This window comes from Saccharopolyspora sp. 7B (assembly GCF_020177435.1).
GTDB classification, from domain to species: domain Bacteria; phylum Actinomycetota; class Actinomycetes; order Mycobacteriales; family Pseudonocardiaceae; genus Saccharopolyspora_C; species Saccharopolyspora_C gregorii.
Genome location: NZ_JAIUKC010000009.1, coordinates 1 through 16782 on the forward strand (window position 1 = coordinate 1; position 16782 = coordinate 16782).

Annotated in this window: 15 protein-coding genes and 1 tRNA gene; 6 read left to right on the forward strand and 10 right to left on the reverse strand. The window is 70.1% G+C overall.

Going from position 1 to position 16782, the window contains the following annotated elements:
* Window positions 1-123: 123 nt before the first annotated feature.
* Window positions 124-537, reverse strand: coding sequence for a VOC family protein (locus tag LCD33_RS01705; protein WP_224962931.1), 414 nt, complete (start codon window positions 535-537; stop codon window positions 124-126).
* A 294-nt stretch (window positions 538-831) separates the two neighbouring features.
* Complete coding sequence (gene polA / locus LCD33_RS01710; protein WP_224977448.1) at window positions 832-3522, reverse strand: DNA polymerase I; 2691 nt, start codon at window positions 3520-3522, stop codon at window positions 832-834.
* Between the two features lie 105 nt (window positions 3523-3627).
* Between polA and LCD33_RS01715 the strand changes: the two genes are divergently transcribed.
* On the forward strand, window positions 3628-4026 hold the full coding sequence (locus tag LCD33_RS01715) for a PaaI family thioesterase (protein WP_224965952.1): 399 nt from the start codon (window positions 3628-3630) through the stop codon (window positions 4024-4026).
* Window position 4027: 1 nt separating this feature from the next.
* Here the strand turns inward: LCD33_RS01715 and LCD33_RS01720 are convergent, their stop codons facing one another.
* Window positions 4028-4639, reverse strand: a complete 612-nt coding sequence (locus LCD33_RS01720; RefSeq protein WP_224962936.1) for an ANTAR domain-containing response regulator — start codon at window positions 4637-4639, stop codon at window positions 4028-4030.
* A 292-nt stretch (window positions 4640-4931) separates the two neighbouring features.
* Here LCD33_RS01720 and LCD33_RS01725 point away from each other — a divergent pair.
* The 3 genes from LCD33_RS01725 (at window position 4932) to LCD33_RS01735 (ending at window position 6488) form a co-directional block, all read left to right on the forward strand.
* Window positions 4932-5008: transfer RNA gene (locus tag LCD33_RS01725), tRNA-Leu, on the forward strand.
* Window positions 5009-5043: 35 nt separating this feature from the next.
* Window positions 5044-5658 (forward strand): hypothetical protein, encoded by a 615-nt coding sequence (locus LCD33_RS29555; protein WP_224965946.1) that lies wholly within the window; start codon window positions 5044-5046, stop codon window positions 5656-5658.
* A 176-nt stretch (window positions 5659-5834) separates the two neighbouring features.
* A complete protein-coding gene (locus LCD33_RS01735; protein ID WP_224965945.1) occupies window positions 5835-6488 on the forward strand; it encodes a DedA family protein in 654 nt (217 codons plus the stop codon).
* Between the two features lie 2 nt (window positions 6489-6490).
* On the opposite strand, the gene LCD33_RS01740 is transcribed toward LCD33_RS01735, so the two are convergent.
* Entirely contained in the window at window positions 6491-7138 is a 648-nt protein-coding gene (locus tag LCD33_RS01740; RefSeq protein WP_224955878.1) for a response regulator transcription factor, read from the reverse strand.
* Between the two features lie 191 nt (window positions 7139-7329).
* Here LCD33_RS01740 and LCD33_RS01745 point away from each other — a divergent pair, with 191 nt between their 5' ends.
* Window positions 7330-8268, forward strand: coding sequence for an ATP-binding cassette domain-containing protein (locus LCD33_RS01745; RefSeq protein WP_224955877.1), 939 nt, complete (start codon window positions 7330-7332; stop codon window positions 8266-8268).
* Between the two features lie 2 nt (window positions 8269-8270).
* Complete coding sequence (locus LCD33_RS01750; RefSeq protein ID WP_224955876.1) at window positions 8271-9077, forward strand: ABC transporter permease; 807 nt, start codon at window positions 8271-8273, stop codon at window positions 9075-9077.
* Here the strand turns inward: LCD33_RS01750 and LCD33_RS01755 are convergent.
* The 6 genes from LCD33_RS01755 to LCD33_RS01780 are packed head-to-tail and all read right to left on the reverse strand — an operon-like array spanning window position 9047 to window position 15994.
* The gene (locus LCD33_RS01755; RefSeq protein WP_224965944.1) at window positions 9047-10462 is read right to left on the reverse strand and encodes an alkaline phosphatase family protein; all 1416 of its coding nucleotides are present in this window, start codon (window positions 10460-10462) and stop codon (window positions 9047-9049) included. The genes LCD33_RS01750 and LCD33_RS01755 overlap by 31 nt on opposite strands.
* Entirely contained in the window at window positions 10459-11607 is a 1149-nt protein-coding gene (gene eboE / locus LCD33_RS01760; RefSeq protein ID WP_224977449.1) for a metabolite traffic protein EboE, read from the reverse strand. Before eboE ends, LCD33_RS01755 begins: the two co-directional genes overlap by 4 nt.
* Window positions 11604-12494, reverse strand: coding sequence for a TatD family hydrolase (locus LCD33_RS01765; protein ID WP_224955873.1), 891 nt, complete (start codon window positions 12492-12494; stop codon window positions 11604-11606). The genes eboE and LCD33_RS01765 overlap by 4 nt, the downstream gene beginning before the upstream one ends.
* A gap of 55 nt (window positions 12495-12549) precedes the next feature.
* Window positions 12550-14001, reverse strand: a complete 1452-nt coding sequence (locus LCD33_RS01770) for an EboA domain-containing protein (RefSeq protein WP_224965942.1) — start codon at window positions 13999-14001, stop codon at window positions 12550-12552.
* A complete protein-coding gene (locus tag LCD33_RS01775; protein WP_224955871.1) occupies window positions 13998-14852 on the reverse strand; it encodes an SCO3242 family prenyltransferase in 855 nt (284 codons plus the stop codon). The genes LCD33_RS01770 and LCD33_RS01775 overlap by 4 nt, the downstream gene beginning before the upstream one ends.
* Window positions 14849-15994 carry an inositol-3-phosphate synthase gene (locus LCD33_RS01780; protein ID WP_224977450.1) on the reverse strand — a complete coding sequence of 382 codons (1146 nt, stop codon included), beginning with the start codon at window positions 15992-15994 and terminating at the stop codon, window positions 14849-14851. The genes LCD33_RS01775 and LCD33_RS01780 overlap by 4 nt, the downstream gene beginning before the upstream one ends.
* Window positions 15995-16782: the final 788 nt, after the last annotated feature.

The following is a 16782-nucleotide window of genomic DNA, read 5'->3' on the forward strand; positions in this document are numbered from 1 at the left end:
CGCGGGGGGGCCGGGGGGGGGGCCCCCCGGCCGGTTCCACCGGGCGCCGGGCGGTGTCCCCGGGGGGGCGGGGGGGGGGCGGCCCCCCGGGGCCCCCCCCGCCCCCTCCTCCGTTCCGGGTGCTCACTCCGCGCCGGAAGCGGCCTCGGCTTCTTCGTCGTACCGGGCGATCTCGATCAGGTTGCCGTCGGGGTCGCGCAGGTACAGCGAGGTGATCGGGCCGGATGTTCCGGTGCGCCCGACCGGGCCCTCCTCGATGCGCACGTCGTTGGCCCGCAGGTGCTCCTGCACTTCGCTGATGGGCTGCTCGGTGACGAAGCAGAGGTTGGCCGAACCGGGCACCGGGTGCGTCGCGGTGGGCTCGACCAGCTCGCTGGCGGCGTGCAGCTTGATGGTCTGCTGACCGAAGCTCACCGCACGCCGGTCACCGGGGAAGGTCACCGTGCGCATCCCGAGGATGCGCTCGTAGAACTCTGCCGCCCGATCGACATCGGCCACGGTGAGCACCAAGTGGTCCACTCTGTCGATGTTGATCATTTTCCTCCTCCGGGAACTCCGCCCCGGGTCCGCCGTGCGCGCCGCGCGCCGGCTCGTCGGCATCCGCTGTTCCGCGAAGTAGGCAGGCTATCCCGGCTGTCACCCGAAAGGTCCAACAGGGGCCCGCCTCGTTCACGTTCCGGCCATCTCAGTGGCTGGGACGCCCGCGGCGCCGGAGAATGATCGTTCCGTGATCGAGCCGCAATCTCCGCAGCTCCGAGAGCATGCCGCCGGCATATGCCAACGGTGAGGGCGTCGCCCGCCGCGCGACGGCCGACGCCTCCCGCCGTGCACTCAGTGTGCGGCCGAGTCCCAGGAACGGCCCGCGCCCACCGACACTTCCAGCGGTACCTCCAGCGGGTAGGCCGAGCCCATCTGCTCCCGCACGATCCGCTCCACCTCGGCGCGTTCCCCGTCGACCAGTTCGATGATCAGTTCGTCGTGCACCTGCAGCAGCATCCGCGACCGCAGGCCCGCCTCGGCGAGGGAGCGGTGCACGCCCAGCATCGCCACCTTGATGATGTCGGCGGCGCTGCCCTGGATGGGCGCGTTCAACGCCATCCGCTCCGCCATCTCGCGGCGCTGCCGGTTGTCGCTGAGCAGGTCCGGCAGGTAGCGGCGGCGGCCGAGGATCGTCGAGGTGTAGCCGTCCTCCCGCGCCTGCGACACCACCTCGTGCAGGTAGTCCCGCACCCGGCCGAAGCGGGCGAAGTAGGCGTCCATCTGCGCCTTCGCCTCTTCCGCGGAGATCCGCAGCTGCTGGGCCAGCCCGAACGCGGACAGCCCGTACGCCAGCCCGTAGGACATGGCCTTCACCCGGCGCCGCAGCTCCTGGTCCACCTCGCCGATCGGCACCCCGAACGCTTGCGAGGCCACGAAGTTGTGCAGGTCCTCACCGGAGCGGAACGCCTCGATGAGCCCTTCGTCGCCGGACAGGTGCGCCATGATGCGCATCTCGATCTGGCTGTAGTCGGCGGTCAGCAGCTCCGAGTACCCGGAGCCGACCACGAACACCTCGCGGATCCGGCGCCCCTCCTCGGTGCGGATCGGGATGTTCTGCAGGTTCGGGTCCGTCGAGGACAACCGGCCGGTGGCGGCGATGGTCTGGTTCAGCGTGGTGTGGATGCGCCCGTCGTCGGCGACGGACTTCACCAGGCCCTCCACCGTGGTCTTGAGCCGGGTCGCGTCGCGGTGCTCCAGCAGGTGCTGCAGGAACGGGTGCTGCGTCTTCTCGAACAGGCCCTGCAGCGCGTCGGCGTCGGTGGTGTAGCCGGTCTTGGTGCGCTTCGTCTTCGGCATGCCCAGCTCGTCGAACAGCACCACCTGCAGCTGCTTCGGCGACCCGAGGTTGATCTCCCTGCCGATGACGTCGTAGGCCTCCTGCGCGGCCTGCTTGACCCGGCCCGCGAAGTGCGCGCCGAGCTCGTCGAGCAGGTCGGCGTCCACAGCGATGCCCGCGGCCTCCAGCTCGTCGATGACGGCCAGCAGCGGCAGCTCCAGGTCGGTGAGCAGGCCGCGGCTGTCGATGCGCCCCAGCTCGGTGTCCAGCGCGTCCGCGAGCTCACCGACCGCGCGGGCCTTCACGAGTTCGGTGTTGGCGGCGTCGGCCTTGTCCTGCTCCTCGTCGGCGAGCAGCGACAGCTGGCCGTCGCCGCCCTCGTCCTCGGCGCGCAGCTCCCGCTGCAGGTAGCGCACCACCAGGTCCGGCAGGTCGAAGGACCGCTGGCCGGGGCGCACCAGGTAGGCGGCGAGCGCGGTGTCGCTGGTCAGCCCGGCGAGCGTCCAGCCGCGGCCGCGCAGCGCGTGCAGCGGGCCCTTCACGTCGTGCGCGGCCTTCGGCAGCGCCGGGTCGGCCAGCCACTCCCCCAGCGCCTTGTCGTCGTCCGCGTTGAGCTCGGTCACGTCCACGAAGGCCCCGGTGCCGTCGGCGTCGGCCAACGCGATGCCGGCCAGGTCACCGGCGCCGGTCGTCCAGGTGCCGCTGAACGCGAGCCCGACGCGGCGGCCGTCCCGGGCGTGCCGGTCGAGCCACCCGGCGAGCTCACCGGTGTCCAGCGCGCCGCCGGAGACCTCGAAACCGTCCTCCACCTCGGGTTCGGCGGCGGACAGCGTGCTGAACAGCCGCTCCCGCAGCACCCGGAACTCCAGGTCGTCGAACAGCTTGTGCACCGCGTCCCGGTCCCACTGGGCCAGCACCAGGTCGTCCGGGGTGACCCCGAGCGGCACGTCGTGCTCCAGCTGGGTCAGCTCCCGGTTCAGCTGCACGGACGCGAGGTTGGTCCGCAGCGCCTCGCCCGCCTTGCCCTTCACCTCGTCGGCGCGGTCGATGAGCCCCGCCAGCGAGCCGAACTGCTGGATCCACTTCGTGACGGTCTTCTCGCCGACGCCCGGGATCTTCGGCAGGTTGTCCGACGGGTCGCCGCGCAGCGCCGCGAAGTCCGGGTACTGCTCGGGCGACAGGCCGTACTTGTCCTCGACGGCCTGCGGCGTGAACCGGGTGAGCTCGGAAACGCCCTTCGTCGGGTACAGCACCGTGACCCGGTCGGTCACCAGCTGGAGCGCGTCGCGGTCGCCGGTGCAGATGGCCACCGAGAAGCCTTCGCCGGTGGCCTGGGTGGTGAGGGTGGCGATGACGTCGTCGGCCTCGTAGTTGTCCTTGCTCAGCACCGGCACCGACAGCGCGCCCAGCACGTCCTGGATCAGGCTGACCTGGCCCTTGAACTCGTCGGGGCTGGCGCTGCGGTTCGCCTTGTAGTCGGCGAACTTCTCGCTGCGGAAGGTCTTGCGGGACACGTCGAACGCGACCGCGAAGTGGGTCGGCTGCTCGTCGCGCAGCAGGTTGATCAGCATCGAGGTGAAGCCGTAGACCGCATTCGTGTGCTGGCCCGTGCCGGTCTGGAAGTTCTCCTTCGGCAGGGCGTAGAACGCTCGGTAGGCCATGGAATGGCCGTCGATCAACAGCAGACGTCGGTCTTCGGAAGCCATCACGTCGCGGGAGTCTAGGCTGAGCCACCGACAGCGCGTGCGGCGAGGCACGAGGAGGGGTGGACCGTGACGGCGACCGAGAACGAGCAGCCCGCGAACGACTCGATGGCGCTGGTGCTGAACCCGGAACCGGGCCAGTTGCAGCACCGGATGGGCATCGAATACCTCGAATACTCACCCGAACGTGTGGTCGCGACGATGCCGGTCGAGGGCAACAAGCAGCCCTACGGACTGCTGCACGGGGGCGCGAACGCGGTGCTGGCCGAATCGGTCGGTTCCATCGCCTCGGCGCTGCACGGGGGAGAAGGCCGGATCGCGGTGGGGCTGGAGCTGTCCTGCACGCACCACCGCTCGGCCACGGAAGGCCTCGTCACCGGCATCGCCACCCCGTTGCACCGGGGCCGCAGCACGGCGACCTACGAGATCGTCATCACCGATGAGCAGGGCAGGCGCACCTGCACGGCACGCCTGACCTGCGTCATCCGCGATCAGCCCGCGGGCTGAGTCACTCCAGGTTCTCGAGCACCGCCTGGGCCACGGCCTTCATCGTGGTCCGGCGGTCCATCGCGGTCCGCTGCAACCAGCGGAACGACTCGGGTTCGGAGAGGTTGTGCTTGCTCATCAGCAGGCCCTTGGCGCGCTCGATCGTCTTGCGCGCTTCGAGGCGCTCGCTGAGGTCGGCGACCTCGGCCTCCAGCGCCTGCACCTCGGTGAAGCGGGACACCGCCAGCTCGACCGCGGGCACCAGGTCGCGCTTCGCGAACGGCTTGACCAGGTAGGCCATCGCCCCCGCGTCGCGCGCCCGCTCCACCAGGTCGCGCTGGCTGAACGCGGTCAAGATCACCACGGGCGCGATGCGCTCGCCCGCGATGTTCGACGCCGCCTCGATGCCGTCCATCTTCGGCATCTTGATGTCCAGGATCACCAGATCGGGCCGCAGCTCCTCGGCCAGCCGCACGGCCTCTTGCCCGTCCCCGGCCTCACCGACGACCTGGTACCCCTCTTCTTTGAGCATCTCCACCAGGTCGAGCCTGATCAGCGCCTCGTCCTCTGCCACGAGCACGCGACGTTCGACGGGCTTGGCCTCGCTTGGGTCCTCGGCAGCCGGCGTGGTCACCGGGTCCTCCTGGGGTAGTTCTGACACGGTCCAGTGCGGTCCCGCACCGGGAAAAACCAGCTTACCGGCCGGGCCCTCCAGCTGAGATGACCAGGGAGGGTGACCATCCCGACACCCGTTTCCGACAGGTCACATCGGCGCGACGCCCACATGGTGGGCGGGCTGCCGGCCAGGCGAACCGAACGGCACCACTGAGGCGTCGGCACCAGCGGACAGGGCAGTTGAAGACACCCGCCCAGACCGCCCCGCCGCCGCGCAGTGATCACCGGTCCGGTAAACTTCGGCTCGCTCAGCCCCCGTAGCCCAATCGGCAGAGGCGGCGGACTCAAAATCCGTACAGTGTCAGTTCGACTCTGACCGGGGGCACCACCGCTCACCAGCGGAAACAACCGAAGATCTGGATCTTGGTCTGGTCCGCTGGGTGTGGCCTTGGGCGAGCATGCTCAAGGCCGTATTGCTGCGCGCTCAAAGTCCCGCGAGCGCGGCCGGGTCCAGGCGCGAGCTGCTGGCTTCCGGGTGGTCGCGCACGCGGGCGTCGATCCGGTCACCGGCAAGCGGGTCTACCTACGCGAGACGATCAAGGGCACGAACGACGCCGCGCGCGAGCGCGCCGAGAAGGCCCTGGCGGAGTTGCTCAACCAGGTCAACGAAACTCAGCGCCGTCGACCGTCGCGCTCCCCCACGCATGGAGCGAGTGGCTGCGCGCCGGTGAGCTGGAAGAGAGCACGCGCCACACGTACGAGGGCTACCTCCGGCGCACCATCCTCCCCGCGCTCGGCGGGACAGCGGTCAACAAGATCAGTGCGCGGATGCTGGAGAGCGTCTACAGCGATCTGCGCCCGCACCCGCTGCGACGGCACGCCGAAGATCGAGAAGCACGCCCGCGACGGCGAGCACGAATGCGCCGAGTCCGGCTGCAAGCCGCACGAGGCGGATCCGAGTCGAGCGTCGCTGTGGGGAGTGCTGAACCGGAGCGGCGGACAGCACACGACGGCTCGCGCCTGCACGTCACCCGGTGACGTACACGATGATGTCCCGTGACGTTTCGAAAGTAGGGGTCAACAGGATCCTTTCGGCTAATGCGTCGGCGGCCCGTCCTCCGCAGACTTCGGGAAACACGTTGGACCACCGGAAGGTTCCCCATCATGAACGGTCGCGCCCGTCGTGACGTCGGCACCACGACATCGAGCACCGCATGAAGGAAGCGGTACTCGACGTCCTGACCACGCTCCTCGGCTCGCCGTGGTGGTACGTCGCCTTGTTCTCCTTCTCGGCGATCGACGGCTTCTTCCCCGTGGTACCCAGCGAGAGCCTCGTCATCACGGCCGGCGTGTTCGCCGCGAACGGGACGACGAACCTCGCCCTGGTCATCGCCGTGTCGGCGGCGGGTGCCGTTCTCGGCGACCACGTCTCGTACTTCGTCGGGCGGTTCGCCGGGGCCAAGCTGCTCAGGCACCTCCGGACCGCCCCCCGACGCCAAGCCGCGTTCGACTGGGCCAGCGGCACTCTCGCGGAGCGCGGCGGGTTGATCCTCGTCATCGCCCGGTACATCCCCGGCGGCCGCACCGTCACCACGCTGACCGCCGGGATGGTCGGTTATCCGCTGTACCGCTTCACCTGCTTCGACCTGCTCGCGGGCGTGAGCTGGGGTGCCTATTCAGGACTGATCGGTTACTCGGGCGGCATCGCCTTCGAGCGCAACCCGATCCTGGGTCTGCTGTTCGGCTTGGGACTCGCCCTGTCGGTCACGGTCCTGGTCGAGGCAGGACGGTGGCTCTACCGGCGCCGCCGCCCCGAGTCGGACGAAGCGGAACCCGAGAGCTCCGACGCGGTGACGTCCTCCCGGTGAAATCAGTCCAAACCCGCGTCGTGCACCAGGATCGCCGCCTGGACCCGGTTGCGGAAGCCGAGCTTGGACAACGACCGGCTCACGTGCGCCTTCACGGTCGCCTCGCTCATGAACAGCTCCCGGGCGATCTCGGCGTTCGACAGCCCTCGTGCCACAGCGCGGATCACGTCGTGTTCACGGGCCGTGAGCACGTCCAGCCGCCGGCGGAACTTCTCGACCTCCGACTGCTCGGTTTCGGCGAAGGTCGTCAGCAGCCTCTTGGTCACCGTGGGCGAGAGCATCGCGCTCCCGGCCGCGACGGTGCGCACCGCACCGAGCAGGTCCCGCGGCTCGGTGTCCTTGAGCAGGAATCCGACCGCGCCCGCGCGCAGGGCCCGGTGCACGTAGTCGTCCAGGGCGAAGGTCGTGAGCATGATGATCTTGGGCGGATCGGCGCGGCGCTGGAGTTCCTCCGACGCGGCGAGTCCGTCCATGGTCGGCATGCGGACGTCCATGAGCACGACGTCCGGCCGGTGCCTGGCGACGGCGTCCACGGCTTCCCTGCCGTCCCCGGCCTCGCCGACCACCTCGACGTCCTCGGCCGGATTGAGGATCAAGCGCAGGCCGGTACGCACCAGCGTCTCGTCGTCGACGAGCAGGACCCGAATCACGCAACCCCCTCAACCACTTCGCCCCGCGTCCGAACACCGAGGGTATCCCGTCACGTACGCGGCGAGGCCACCTCGTCATCATCCCATCCACGCCCTGACCGCCGTGTACCACGCCACGAATCCGATCCTTCCACCTGACGCCATCCACTCGCCCAGCCCTGTCCGATCCGACGACACAGCACGGAGATTCCATGATCACGGTGCACGACGTGACGAAGCGTTACGGAAGCACGACCGCTGTCCAAGACCTGACCTTCGAGGTAAGTCCAGGGCAGGTCACCGGGTTCCTCGGCCCGAACGGGGCCGGTAAGTCGACCACCATGCGGATGATCCTCGGCTTGGACCGGCCGACTTCCGGCGAGACCCGGATCAACGGCAGCACCTACGCCGCGCTACGCGATCCGCTGCGCGAGGTGGGAGCGCTGCTCGACGCACGCGCGTTGCACCCGCGCCGGTCCGCACGCGACCACCTGCTCGCGATGGCGCGGAGCAACGCCATCCCGGCCGGTCGCGTCGACGAGGTGCTCGACACCGTCGGCCTCACCGGGGTGGCCTCCCGGCACGCCGGGACGTTCTCACTCGGCATGGGCCAGCGGCTGGGGATCGCGGCGGCGCTGCTGGGCGACCCGCACACCGTGCTGTTCGACGAACCCGTCAACGGGCTCGACCCCGACGGCGTGCGCTGGGTGCGCGGCCTCGCGCGCTCGCTGGCCGCCGAAGGGCGCACCGTGTTCGTCTCCAGCCACCTCATGAGCGAGATGCAGCTGACGGCGGATCAACTGATCATCATCGGCCGGGGCCGGTTGATCGCGAACGCACCGATCAACGAGGTCATCAGCTCCACCGAGGAGGAAGCCGCGTTCGTCCGGACCGGAGACGGCGCGGACCGCACCGCCCTGCGCGAGCGCCTCGACGCCGCCGGGTTCACGTGCGAGGACGAGGACGGCGGGGTACTCGTGCGCGGTGCCACCACCGGTGACGTCGGCGACCTGGCGCACGAACTCGGAGTGCGGCTGCACGAGCTGCGGTCGGTCACTCCGTCCCTTGAGGACGCGTACATGCGTCTGACCGAAGGCGACGTCGAGTACAACGCGCCGGAACCCGGCCTTGACGCGGAAGTGCGGAGCTGACCATGACCGACACCACCTCGCCCCGCTCGGCCGCCCCCGGCCGCCGCAGCGCGCTCGCTGGTCCCGCGTCGGAGTGGACCAAACTCCGCTCGGTGCGCTCGACCTGGATCTCCCTCGGCACCTCGCTGGCCCTGGTCGTGTTCTACAGCGTCGTGCTCGGCCTGTCGGTGCGGTCGCTCGCGTCCGCCGGAGGCGCCGAGAACGGCGCGACGTCCGCATTGGACAACGCGACCGTCGGCGTGCTCTACGGTGGACAGTTCGCCCTGCTCACCCTGGCCGCGATGACGATCACTTCGGAGTACGCCACCGGCAGCATTCTCACGACGTTGCAGTGCCAGCCCCGCCGGGGACGGATGCTGATGGCCAAATGTGCCGTGCTGGCGCCGGTGTTGCTGGTGTGGGGCTTCGTGCTCGGGCTTGCCGGAACGGCGGTCGCGACGCTCGCGCTCGGTGAGTTCGCCGACGCCGCCGGTGCTGCCGAGTGGCTGACGCGCAGCGTCGCCGTCGGGGTCTACCTCGCCATGGCCGGTGTCCTCGTCACCGGCATCGGCGCGGCCGTCCGCAGCGTGGCGGGAACCCTCGCCGTGTCGGTGCTCGTGCTGCTGATCCTTCCGATGGGTTTGCAGGCCACGCCGATCCCCTGGCTGGCGAAGGCCGCTGAGTACATGCCGGGACCAGCGGGCATGGTGCTCATGGGCGTCGCCGAGTTCGACGGGTACGCGCCGTCGATCGCCGTGGCGGTGCTGGCCGGATGGGCCGCGCTCGGTTGGTGGGTCGGTTACTCGGTGCTGCGCTTGCGGGATGCCTGACCTGTCAGACCTTGCAGACCGAGCACCAGGTCGCGCACCCGGGTGGCCGGAATCCGGTCGCCCGGGCCGACGATGCCGTCCGGGAACGGGTCCGTGGACAGCAGGACCGGGCCGTGCTCGGCCGAGTCGGGGAGCCTGCCGTGCGAGCCTCGCACCCATCGCGGGTCGGTGGGCACCACGTTCATGGCATAGCGCAAACCGACGCGTTTGCGGGCCAGTCCCGTGAGCGCGCGGACCTTCGCCCACCTGTCCGCGGGGTCGAAGAACAGTTCCGCCGGATCGAATCCCGGCTTCCGGTGGATCTCCACGCCACGGGCGAAGTCCGGGGCCCGGTCCTCGTCCAGCCAGTAGTAGTACGTGAACCAGGCATCGGGTTCGGCGACGGCGACGAAGTCGCCCGCGCGGTGGTGGTCCAGGCCGTACCGCTGTTGCGCCGAACGGTCGAGCACCTCGTCCACGCCGCCGAGCGCGCGGACGAGGTCACGCACCTTCGGCTGGTCCGACTCGTCGGCGACGTGGACGTGCGCGACCTGGTGGTCGGCGACGGCGAACGCCCGGGATGCCCACGGATCCAGGTACTCCATGCCCTCCTGGGTGTAGACCTCCAGCAGCCCTTCCGCACGCAGGGCGCGGTTGATGTCGACGGGCCGCTGGACCGGGGTGATGCCGTACTCGCTCAACGCCACCACCGTCACCCCGGCTTCCTCCGCTTCGCGCAGCAACGGCGCCAGTTCGACGTCCACGTCCCGGGCCGCCGCGACCGCCTCCGGCGAGTCGGGGCCGAACCGCTGGAGGTCGTAGTCCAAGTGCGGCACGTACACCAGTTGCAGATCGGGCCGATGGTGCGCCAGCACGTGGCGGGCCGCGCCCACGATCCACCGCGTCGAGCGCAGGGACGCCGTCGGCCCCCAGTAGTGGAACAGCGGGAAGGGGCCGAACCGCTCGGTCAGCTCGTCGTGCAGGCTCGGCGGGCGCGTGTAGCAGTCCGGGGACTTGCGCCCGTCGGCGTGGTAGACCGGGCGCGGGGTCACCGCGAGGTCCGTGGACGCGCCCATCGCGTACCACCAGCACAGGTTGGCGGCCCGGTAGTCCGGCCGGACCGCCCTCGCCGACTCCCAGAGCTTCTCCCCCGCGACGAGCTTGTTGTGCTGCCGCCACAGGTGGATCTCGCCGAGGTCGCCGAAGTACCAGCCGTTGCCGACGATGCCGTGTTCGGCAGGCATCCGCCCCGTCAGGAAGGTCGACTGCGCGCTGCACGTCACGGCGGGAAGCACGGTGCCGAGCTCGGCGCGCGCGCCACGGGCCCCGAGCGCCGCGACGGACGGCATGTGGCGGAGCTGGGCAGGGGTCATCCCCACGATGTCCAGCAGCAGCACGGGTTTCATCGAAGCTCCTGTCCACGCGGGAGGACCGGGCCAGGCCGGTGCGCGAGGTTCCGCTCGGACCAGCGCAGTTCGGCGGCTATGCCGTCCACCAGGTCCTGTCGATGACGCTCGGGAAGCACGTTCCAGGTGTAGGTCTCGATCTCACGGTGCGGCGTCACACCTCCCGCGCAGGCCATCACGGCATCGAGCGCTTCCTCGATCACCCAGGTCGTCGCGCGCAGCGGCTCGACCGGTTGGCAGTGCAGCGGTACGTGGTAGTGCACGCGCCACGGCCCTAGCCCTGGAAGGGTGCCCACCGCGGCGTCGAGGTCATCCTCCTTGGACACCGCGCCGTCCGGCCCGCGCTCTCGGACCTGGTGCAGGTAGCGCGGTTCCGCGAACTCCGCCAACGACTTCCGCGCCCGCGGGTCAGCAGGGTCCGGGACTTCGAGGGCGGCCGAAACCTGCACCTTGAACACCTGCAGGCCGGCGTCGTAGATCTGACGCACGGCACTCCCCGGGTCGGCGTGGGAGACCGCGAGGTGGCAGGTGTCCAAGCACAGCCCGACGACGTCGGGGTCCACCCGGTCCCACATCCACCGCACCGCGTCCGAAACCTCGTCCAGGACGCATCCTGGCTCGGGTTCGATCGCGAGCCGCACCGGACGTCCACATCGCGACGTTTCCTCCCGGAGCGCGTCCTGGACGCCGTCCAACGCCATGCGTGCCCGCTCGCCGTCGGTGTCGGTCCATCCTTCGCGCCAACCCAACGGGAGCGTCGACATACTGCCGTACTCCGCGTCCTCGTCCAACAGTCCACCGAGGACGCGGGCGCAATCGACGGTGTACCGGGTACGACGAGGATCGCCCCAGCACGGCCGGTACACCGAATGCTTGACCACCGGATCGTGAAAGCCCCGGTACGGGAAAGCGTTGAGCGTCTCGACGAACAGCCCGCGCTCGCGCGATGCCCGCTTCAGCAGCGACACGCTGTCGGGATCGGCGGCCAGCACGGCGGCCACGTCCGCCGACAGCCACAGACCGAGCCCGAGCCGGTCCAACCCGGCCCGTTCCCGGATCGGGACCGCGTAGCGATCCAGCTGGTCGAGCAGCCCTGCCAGGTCTTCGGCAGGGTGGACGTTGGTGCAGTACGAGAACTCGGTCATGGCCGCCCCCCTGCCTCCGCGGTCGCCGGGCGTGCCCCGCGCAGCACCGAGTTGCCCGCGAACTCGACGGGCGTACCGGTGAACGCGGGAAGTTCGTCCAGCAACAGACGGCCGCTCCGACCGTAGAAGTCGACGGGATTCGACCACAGCACCTTGTCCACATCGGACTCGGTGAAGCCGGCTTCGAGCATGGCCAGTCCGGCTCGGTACGTCGTCAACGGGTCCGACCGGCCCCAGTCGGCGGCGGAGTTGACCAGCATCCGATCAGTACCGTACTCCCGGAGCAGCGTCACCAACCGGTGCTCGTCCATCTTCGTGTCCGGGTACAGCGAGAAACCCATCCAGCACCCGGACTCGGCCACCGGCGCGACGGTCACCTCGTTGAGGTGGTCGACCACGACCTTCTCGGGCGCGATGCCGGACTCCCGTACGACGTCGAGCGTGCGACGTGTCCCCTCCACCTTGTCGCGGTGCGGGGTGTGCACCAGTGCGGGCAGGTCGTGCGCGACCGCCATGCCGAGCTGACGGGCGAACGCCTCGTCCTCCTGCGGCGTCATCGAGTCGTACCCGATCTCCCCGACAGCGACCACCCCGTCCTTCGCGAGGTACCGGGGCAGGACGTCCAGCACCGGCAGGCACCGCGCGTCGTTGGCCTCCTTCGGGTTGAGCGCGATCGTGCAGTGGTGGCGGATCCCGAACTGCGCGGCGCGGAAGCGCTCCCATCCCAGGAGTCCGTCGAAGTAGTCGGTGAAGGACCCGACCGAGGTGCGGGGCTGGCCGAGCCAGAACGCGGGCTCGACCAGGGCACGGACGCCGTGGGCGTACATCTCCTCGTAGTCCCGCGTCGTGCGCGAGGTCATGTGGATGTGCGGATCGAAGATGCGCATGAATCGTCCTCGGGTCGTTCGTCGGTCGGGGTGCTGGGAACTCATGGCGTAGGAGTCAGTTCCGGGCGGCCAGCAGCCGGTCGGCGTCCCGGGGAACCGGCCGACCCGCCGCGCGGCGCTCGCGGGCGAAGTCGGTCACCATCCGAGCCAACTCGTCGTCGCGCCTGCGTTCCAGTTCCGCCACGGCCGCCAGCGGAATCCCGAGGAACAGGCACTTGAGAACGCCGTGACGCCATGCGGGCTGGTCGAGGTGACGCGCGGCGAATGATCCCATCGAGGCCGCGATCAGCGTGCTGTCGTTGGTGCGCAGCGCATCTTCGACGAGCGCGATCCCCGCGCCGGCGACCTCGGCCGGGATCACGTGCAACGCACGAAGGACTCCGCGTCGTTCCGCGCCGTCCCCGTACCGGTACAGCTCGCCGAGTTCGGCGGCGAGAACCTCGGTGGACACGACCGCGGCGAGGGTGGTCAGCATCGCGGTGCGTGCCCGGTCGTCCTCCGTCCCGTGCACCAGCCCCGCCGCGTCGACGTCGGCGCGGATCGGCGCCCGCCCGGCGTGCCGGCCTGCGGCGGGAAAGAGCGCTCGGATCGCCGTGGGATCGGCCCGGATCCGCGCCCGCGCCTGCTCGACCCACGCTCCTGCTCCGGAAAGCTCCCACCGGGATGTGGCCGGTTCCCCGCGCGCTCGACGCAGCGCCGTGATGGCCCGCCGTGCGACCGCCGGGGCGGCATGGCTGTGCCGTGGCAGCTCGACCGCCGCCACCCCTCGGTAGCCGACCTCGTCCAGGGCCGCGAGGGTGCCGGGCAGGTCGAGGTCACCGTCGCCGAATTCGAGGTGCTCGTGCACGCCCGGCAGCATGTCGTCGAGTTGGACGTTGACGAGCGACCCGGCGGCCTGGCGGACGCACGTCGCGGCGTCGACGGGTTCGACCGCGACGCAGTGACCGACGTCGAGCGTGATGCCCAGGTACTCCGGTGAACCGAGCGCTTCGCGCACGTCGAGCGCCTCGCTCAGCTGCTGGACGAACATCCCCGGCTCGGGTTCGAGCCCCAACGGGACCTCGTTGCGCCCGGCTTCGTCGAGGACCTCGGCGATACCCGCGAGCAGTCGCTCCCGCGCCAGTTCCGGGGCGACGTGCGCCTCCCGGACGCCGGACCAGAACGACACGCTGTCGGCTCCCAGCTCGGCACCGATCCGCACCGCTCGTCGCAGGAATTCCACTCGCGGCTCCGGTTCCGCGCACAGCAGGGTCGGATGGTGCTTGCGGCGGGGGTCCAGCAAGTACCGCGCTCCGGTCTCCACCACGCAGCGCAGGTCCAGTTCCCGCAACCGGGACGCGACCCGAGCCACGTCCCCGGACAACGTCGGTGCCCACGGGTCCAAGTGGTCGTGGTCGAGGGTGAGCGCCACAGCCGTGTAACCGAGTTCCGCGATCAACGTCAGCGCATCGTCGAGCCGATGGTTGCTGAAGCCGTTGGTGCCGTAGCCGAGCGCGAACCCGCTCATGTCGGGCTCACCTTCTTGCCGAGCCGCCGTGCGAGCGGCAGCGCCGCCGCGATGACGACGGCCACCGCACCCGCACCACGGCGAGCGGCCAGCGCGGACTGCAACGCGATCATGCCGTGGATCCCCGCCGCGGTCGCCGATCGGACTGCGGGAGCGGCGGGGCCGCGCACCGCACGCAGTTGGTGACTCCCCACGAGACCGGCATAGGTCAGACCCGCTGCCGACGCCTGGACCCGGTGCCGGGCGGACGGTGCGGGCGACGCCACCACGGCGGTTCCCACGGCCACGGTGCCGCCGAGCGCCGCGACGGCGATCCCCCGGGACCCTCCGTGGACCTCGCCTCGGGACAGCGCGGTGATGCCCACCGTGTGCGCGGCGACGAGTCCGGCCTCGTACGCCGCCGCGCGCATGCCGGACCAGCCCGCGCCCAGCAGCACGTTCAGCGCGCGACAGGCACCCATGCCGACGGGTGCGGCAGGAGTGTTCTTGAGCACGAGGTCGTATGCGCACACCGTCGCCCCCAACAGCACCGCGATGTGCACCGCGTCCCTGCCTCCGCCGAGCGCCGCGAGCCCGACCCCCGCCGTCAGCAGTCCGGTCGCCGCCGCGATCGCGTGCTCGGCGGCGATCTCGCCGGACGGAATCGGGCGTTCGGGCCGTTCCACCGCGTCCTCGTCGCGGTCGGCCCAGTCGTTCAGGACCATCCCCGCCCAGTAGAACGCGGCCGCCGACGCGGGAAGGAGCCGGCGGCGCCCCTGCAAAGACCGCCCGGAGGCCACCGAGCCCACCACCGGATCGGCCCACGCCGTCAACGCCGCGGGTGCCCGGAGCAGCCGTATCCAGCGGCTCACGCGTCCGCCCCCAGCTCCGCGACCCACCGTTCGAACGTGCGGACCTGGTCGGCGAAACCGTGTTCCTCGCCTTCCACCGGATCCTTGAAGAAGCAGGCCAGTTCCGCGACGGGGCCGCTGAGTCCGGCGGCGTGCGCGCCGGCGAGCAAGCGGGTCAGATCCAGGACCAGCGGTGCGGCGAGGGCCGAGTCGTAACCGGACCAGGTGAGTTGGAGGCTCATCTCAGCACCGAGGAAACCCTCGAACTGCACGTGGTCCCACGCCACCTTGCGGTCGCCGAGTTCGGGCACGTTGTCGATGTGCAACGGGGCCGTCACGTCCGGCCCCAGCAACGCGCCCAGTCCACGGGACTTGGACGCGAGTTTGGCGGACGCGCGGTCGCTCTCGGCGAGCGTCGCGCCGTCGCCGCCGCCGAGCAGGTTCGTTCCCGACCAGGACCGCACCGCCAGCGCACGCGCGGTGAACATCGGAGCGAGCACCGTGCGCAGCAACGTCTGCCCGGTCTTGCCGTCCGAGCCCGCGTACGGGAGCGTGCGCTGACGCGCGTACTGCTCCAGCGCCGGGAGCCGGATGCCCGGGGACGGTGTGAAGTCCACGTAGGAACACCCAGCGGACAGGGCCGCGTAGGCGTAGAGGGAACTGGGTGGCAACACCGCCCGCCCGGGAGTGGCGAGTGCGTCCCTGAGCGCGGCGAGATCCTCGTGCCCCGGTTCCGGCGACAGCGGTGCCTCCGTCGCGGCCACGTTCACGACCACGACCCGAGCCAGGCCGCGGCGGTCCCGAAACCGGCTGATGTCCGCGGCGAGGCGACGCACCGTGTCCTCTTGCGGCTGCGTCGACCGGCCCGAGGTGCAGCCGATCGGGATATCTTCGTCCACTTCGGACAGGTCGTCCGCGATCAGCGGAACGAGTCGCTCGGGCAGCGATCCGGCGGCGGCGAGCTGCTCGGCGCGCTTGCGCAGCGGCGTGTCGACGACATCGTGTCCGCCGATCGCGATGTCGTTCCACTCCGGCACGTCGGCGGCACCGAAGCTCATGCCCTCGGTGACCGATCCGATCGGCGGCACCGCTTGCCGTTGCATCGCGAGCAGACCGCAGATCGCGGTCGTCCCGACCGACCCGCGGGCGCCCACGAGCCACATTCCCACATTCCCGGATCCCCCAGAACCCTGCAACGCCGTTTCCTCCCATGAACCCATTCGCATCGTCCGCTCCGAACCGCCCGCGGACACGTCACGGCGATATGTTTCCTTTCCCAGCACAGCAATCACCTGCGCGCCGCACCACCGCGGCAGATCTGACGGCCCGCCCCAGAAAGAAGATCATCCCAGTACCGCACGATTCCCGAGCGGGCGCGCGACACCCACCGGGACCGCGATTCGTGCCAAACCCAACCCTGCCCGGTCACCCACAACCCCGACATCCGCCGAATGCGAGTAAAAATACTCCGAGTGAGGCATCAAGCGCAGACCAGCGGAGCCTGACCTGGCATTTGCAGCGAGCACTTAAAAACCTTGCTCAGGCGGCACGCCGATCGGCTAGTCTCACCCGTGACCTTGATCAAGGTGAGATCGGGGTGCGTTAGGCGCACGGTCGAGCGTCGTGCGCCTGTCCAGCGGACTGGACGAAGATCCTGGGGGGATCAGACTTCCGCATGAATTCGACAGCTTCTAGCGGCGGACCACGGGGAGACGCCGTGAACGGCCCGGGAGACGTTCCGGGAGAATCATTCTTGAGAATGATCGTCGGTCTGCCGTCCGACGACAGCCGGGAGCGAACTCGTGCGCTGCGATCATGATCATTCGCGCGCTCGGCGGGGCCGGGCCGACCCGCGCGTTCCGTCACGCCGCGCGCGATCGCACATTCGCGATCGCGGACGTTCCGCCGCGTCCGGTGTTCACCTCTCCGGGAATGAGACCTGCCGGATCGA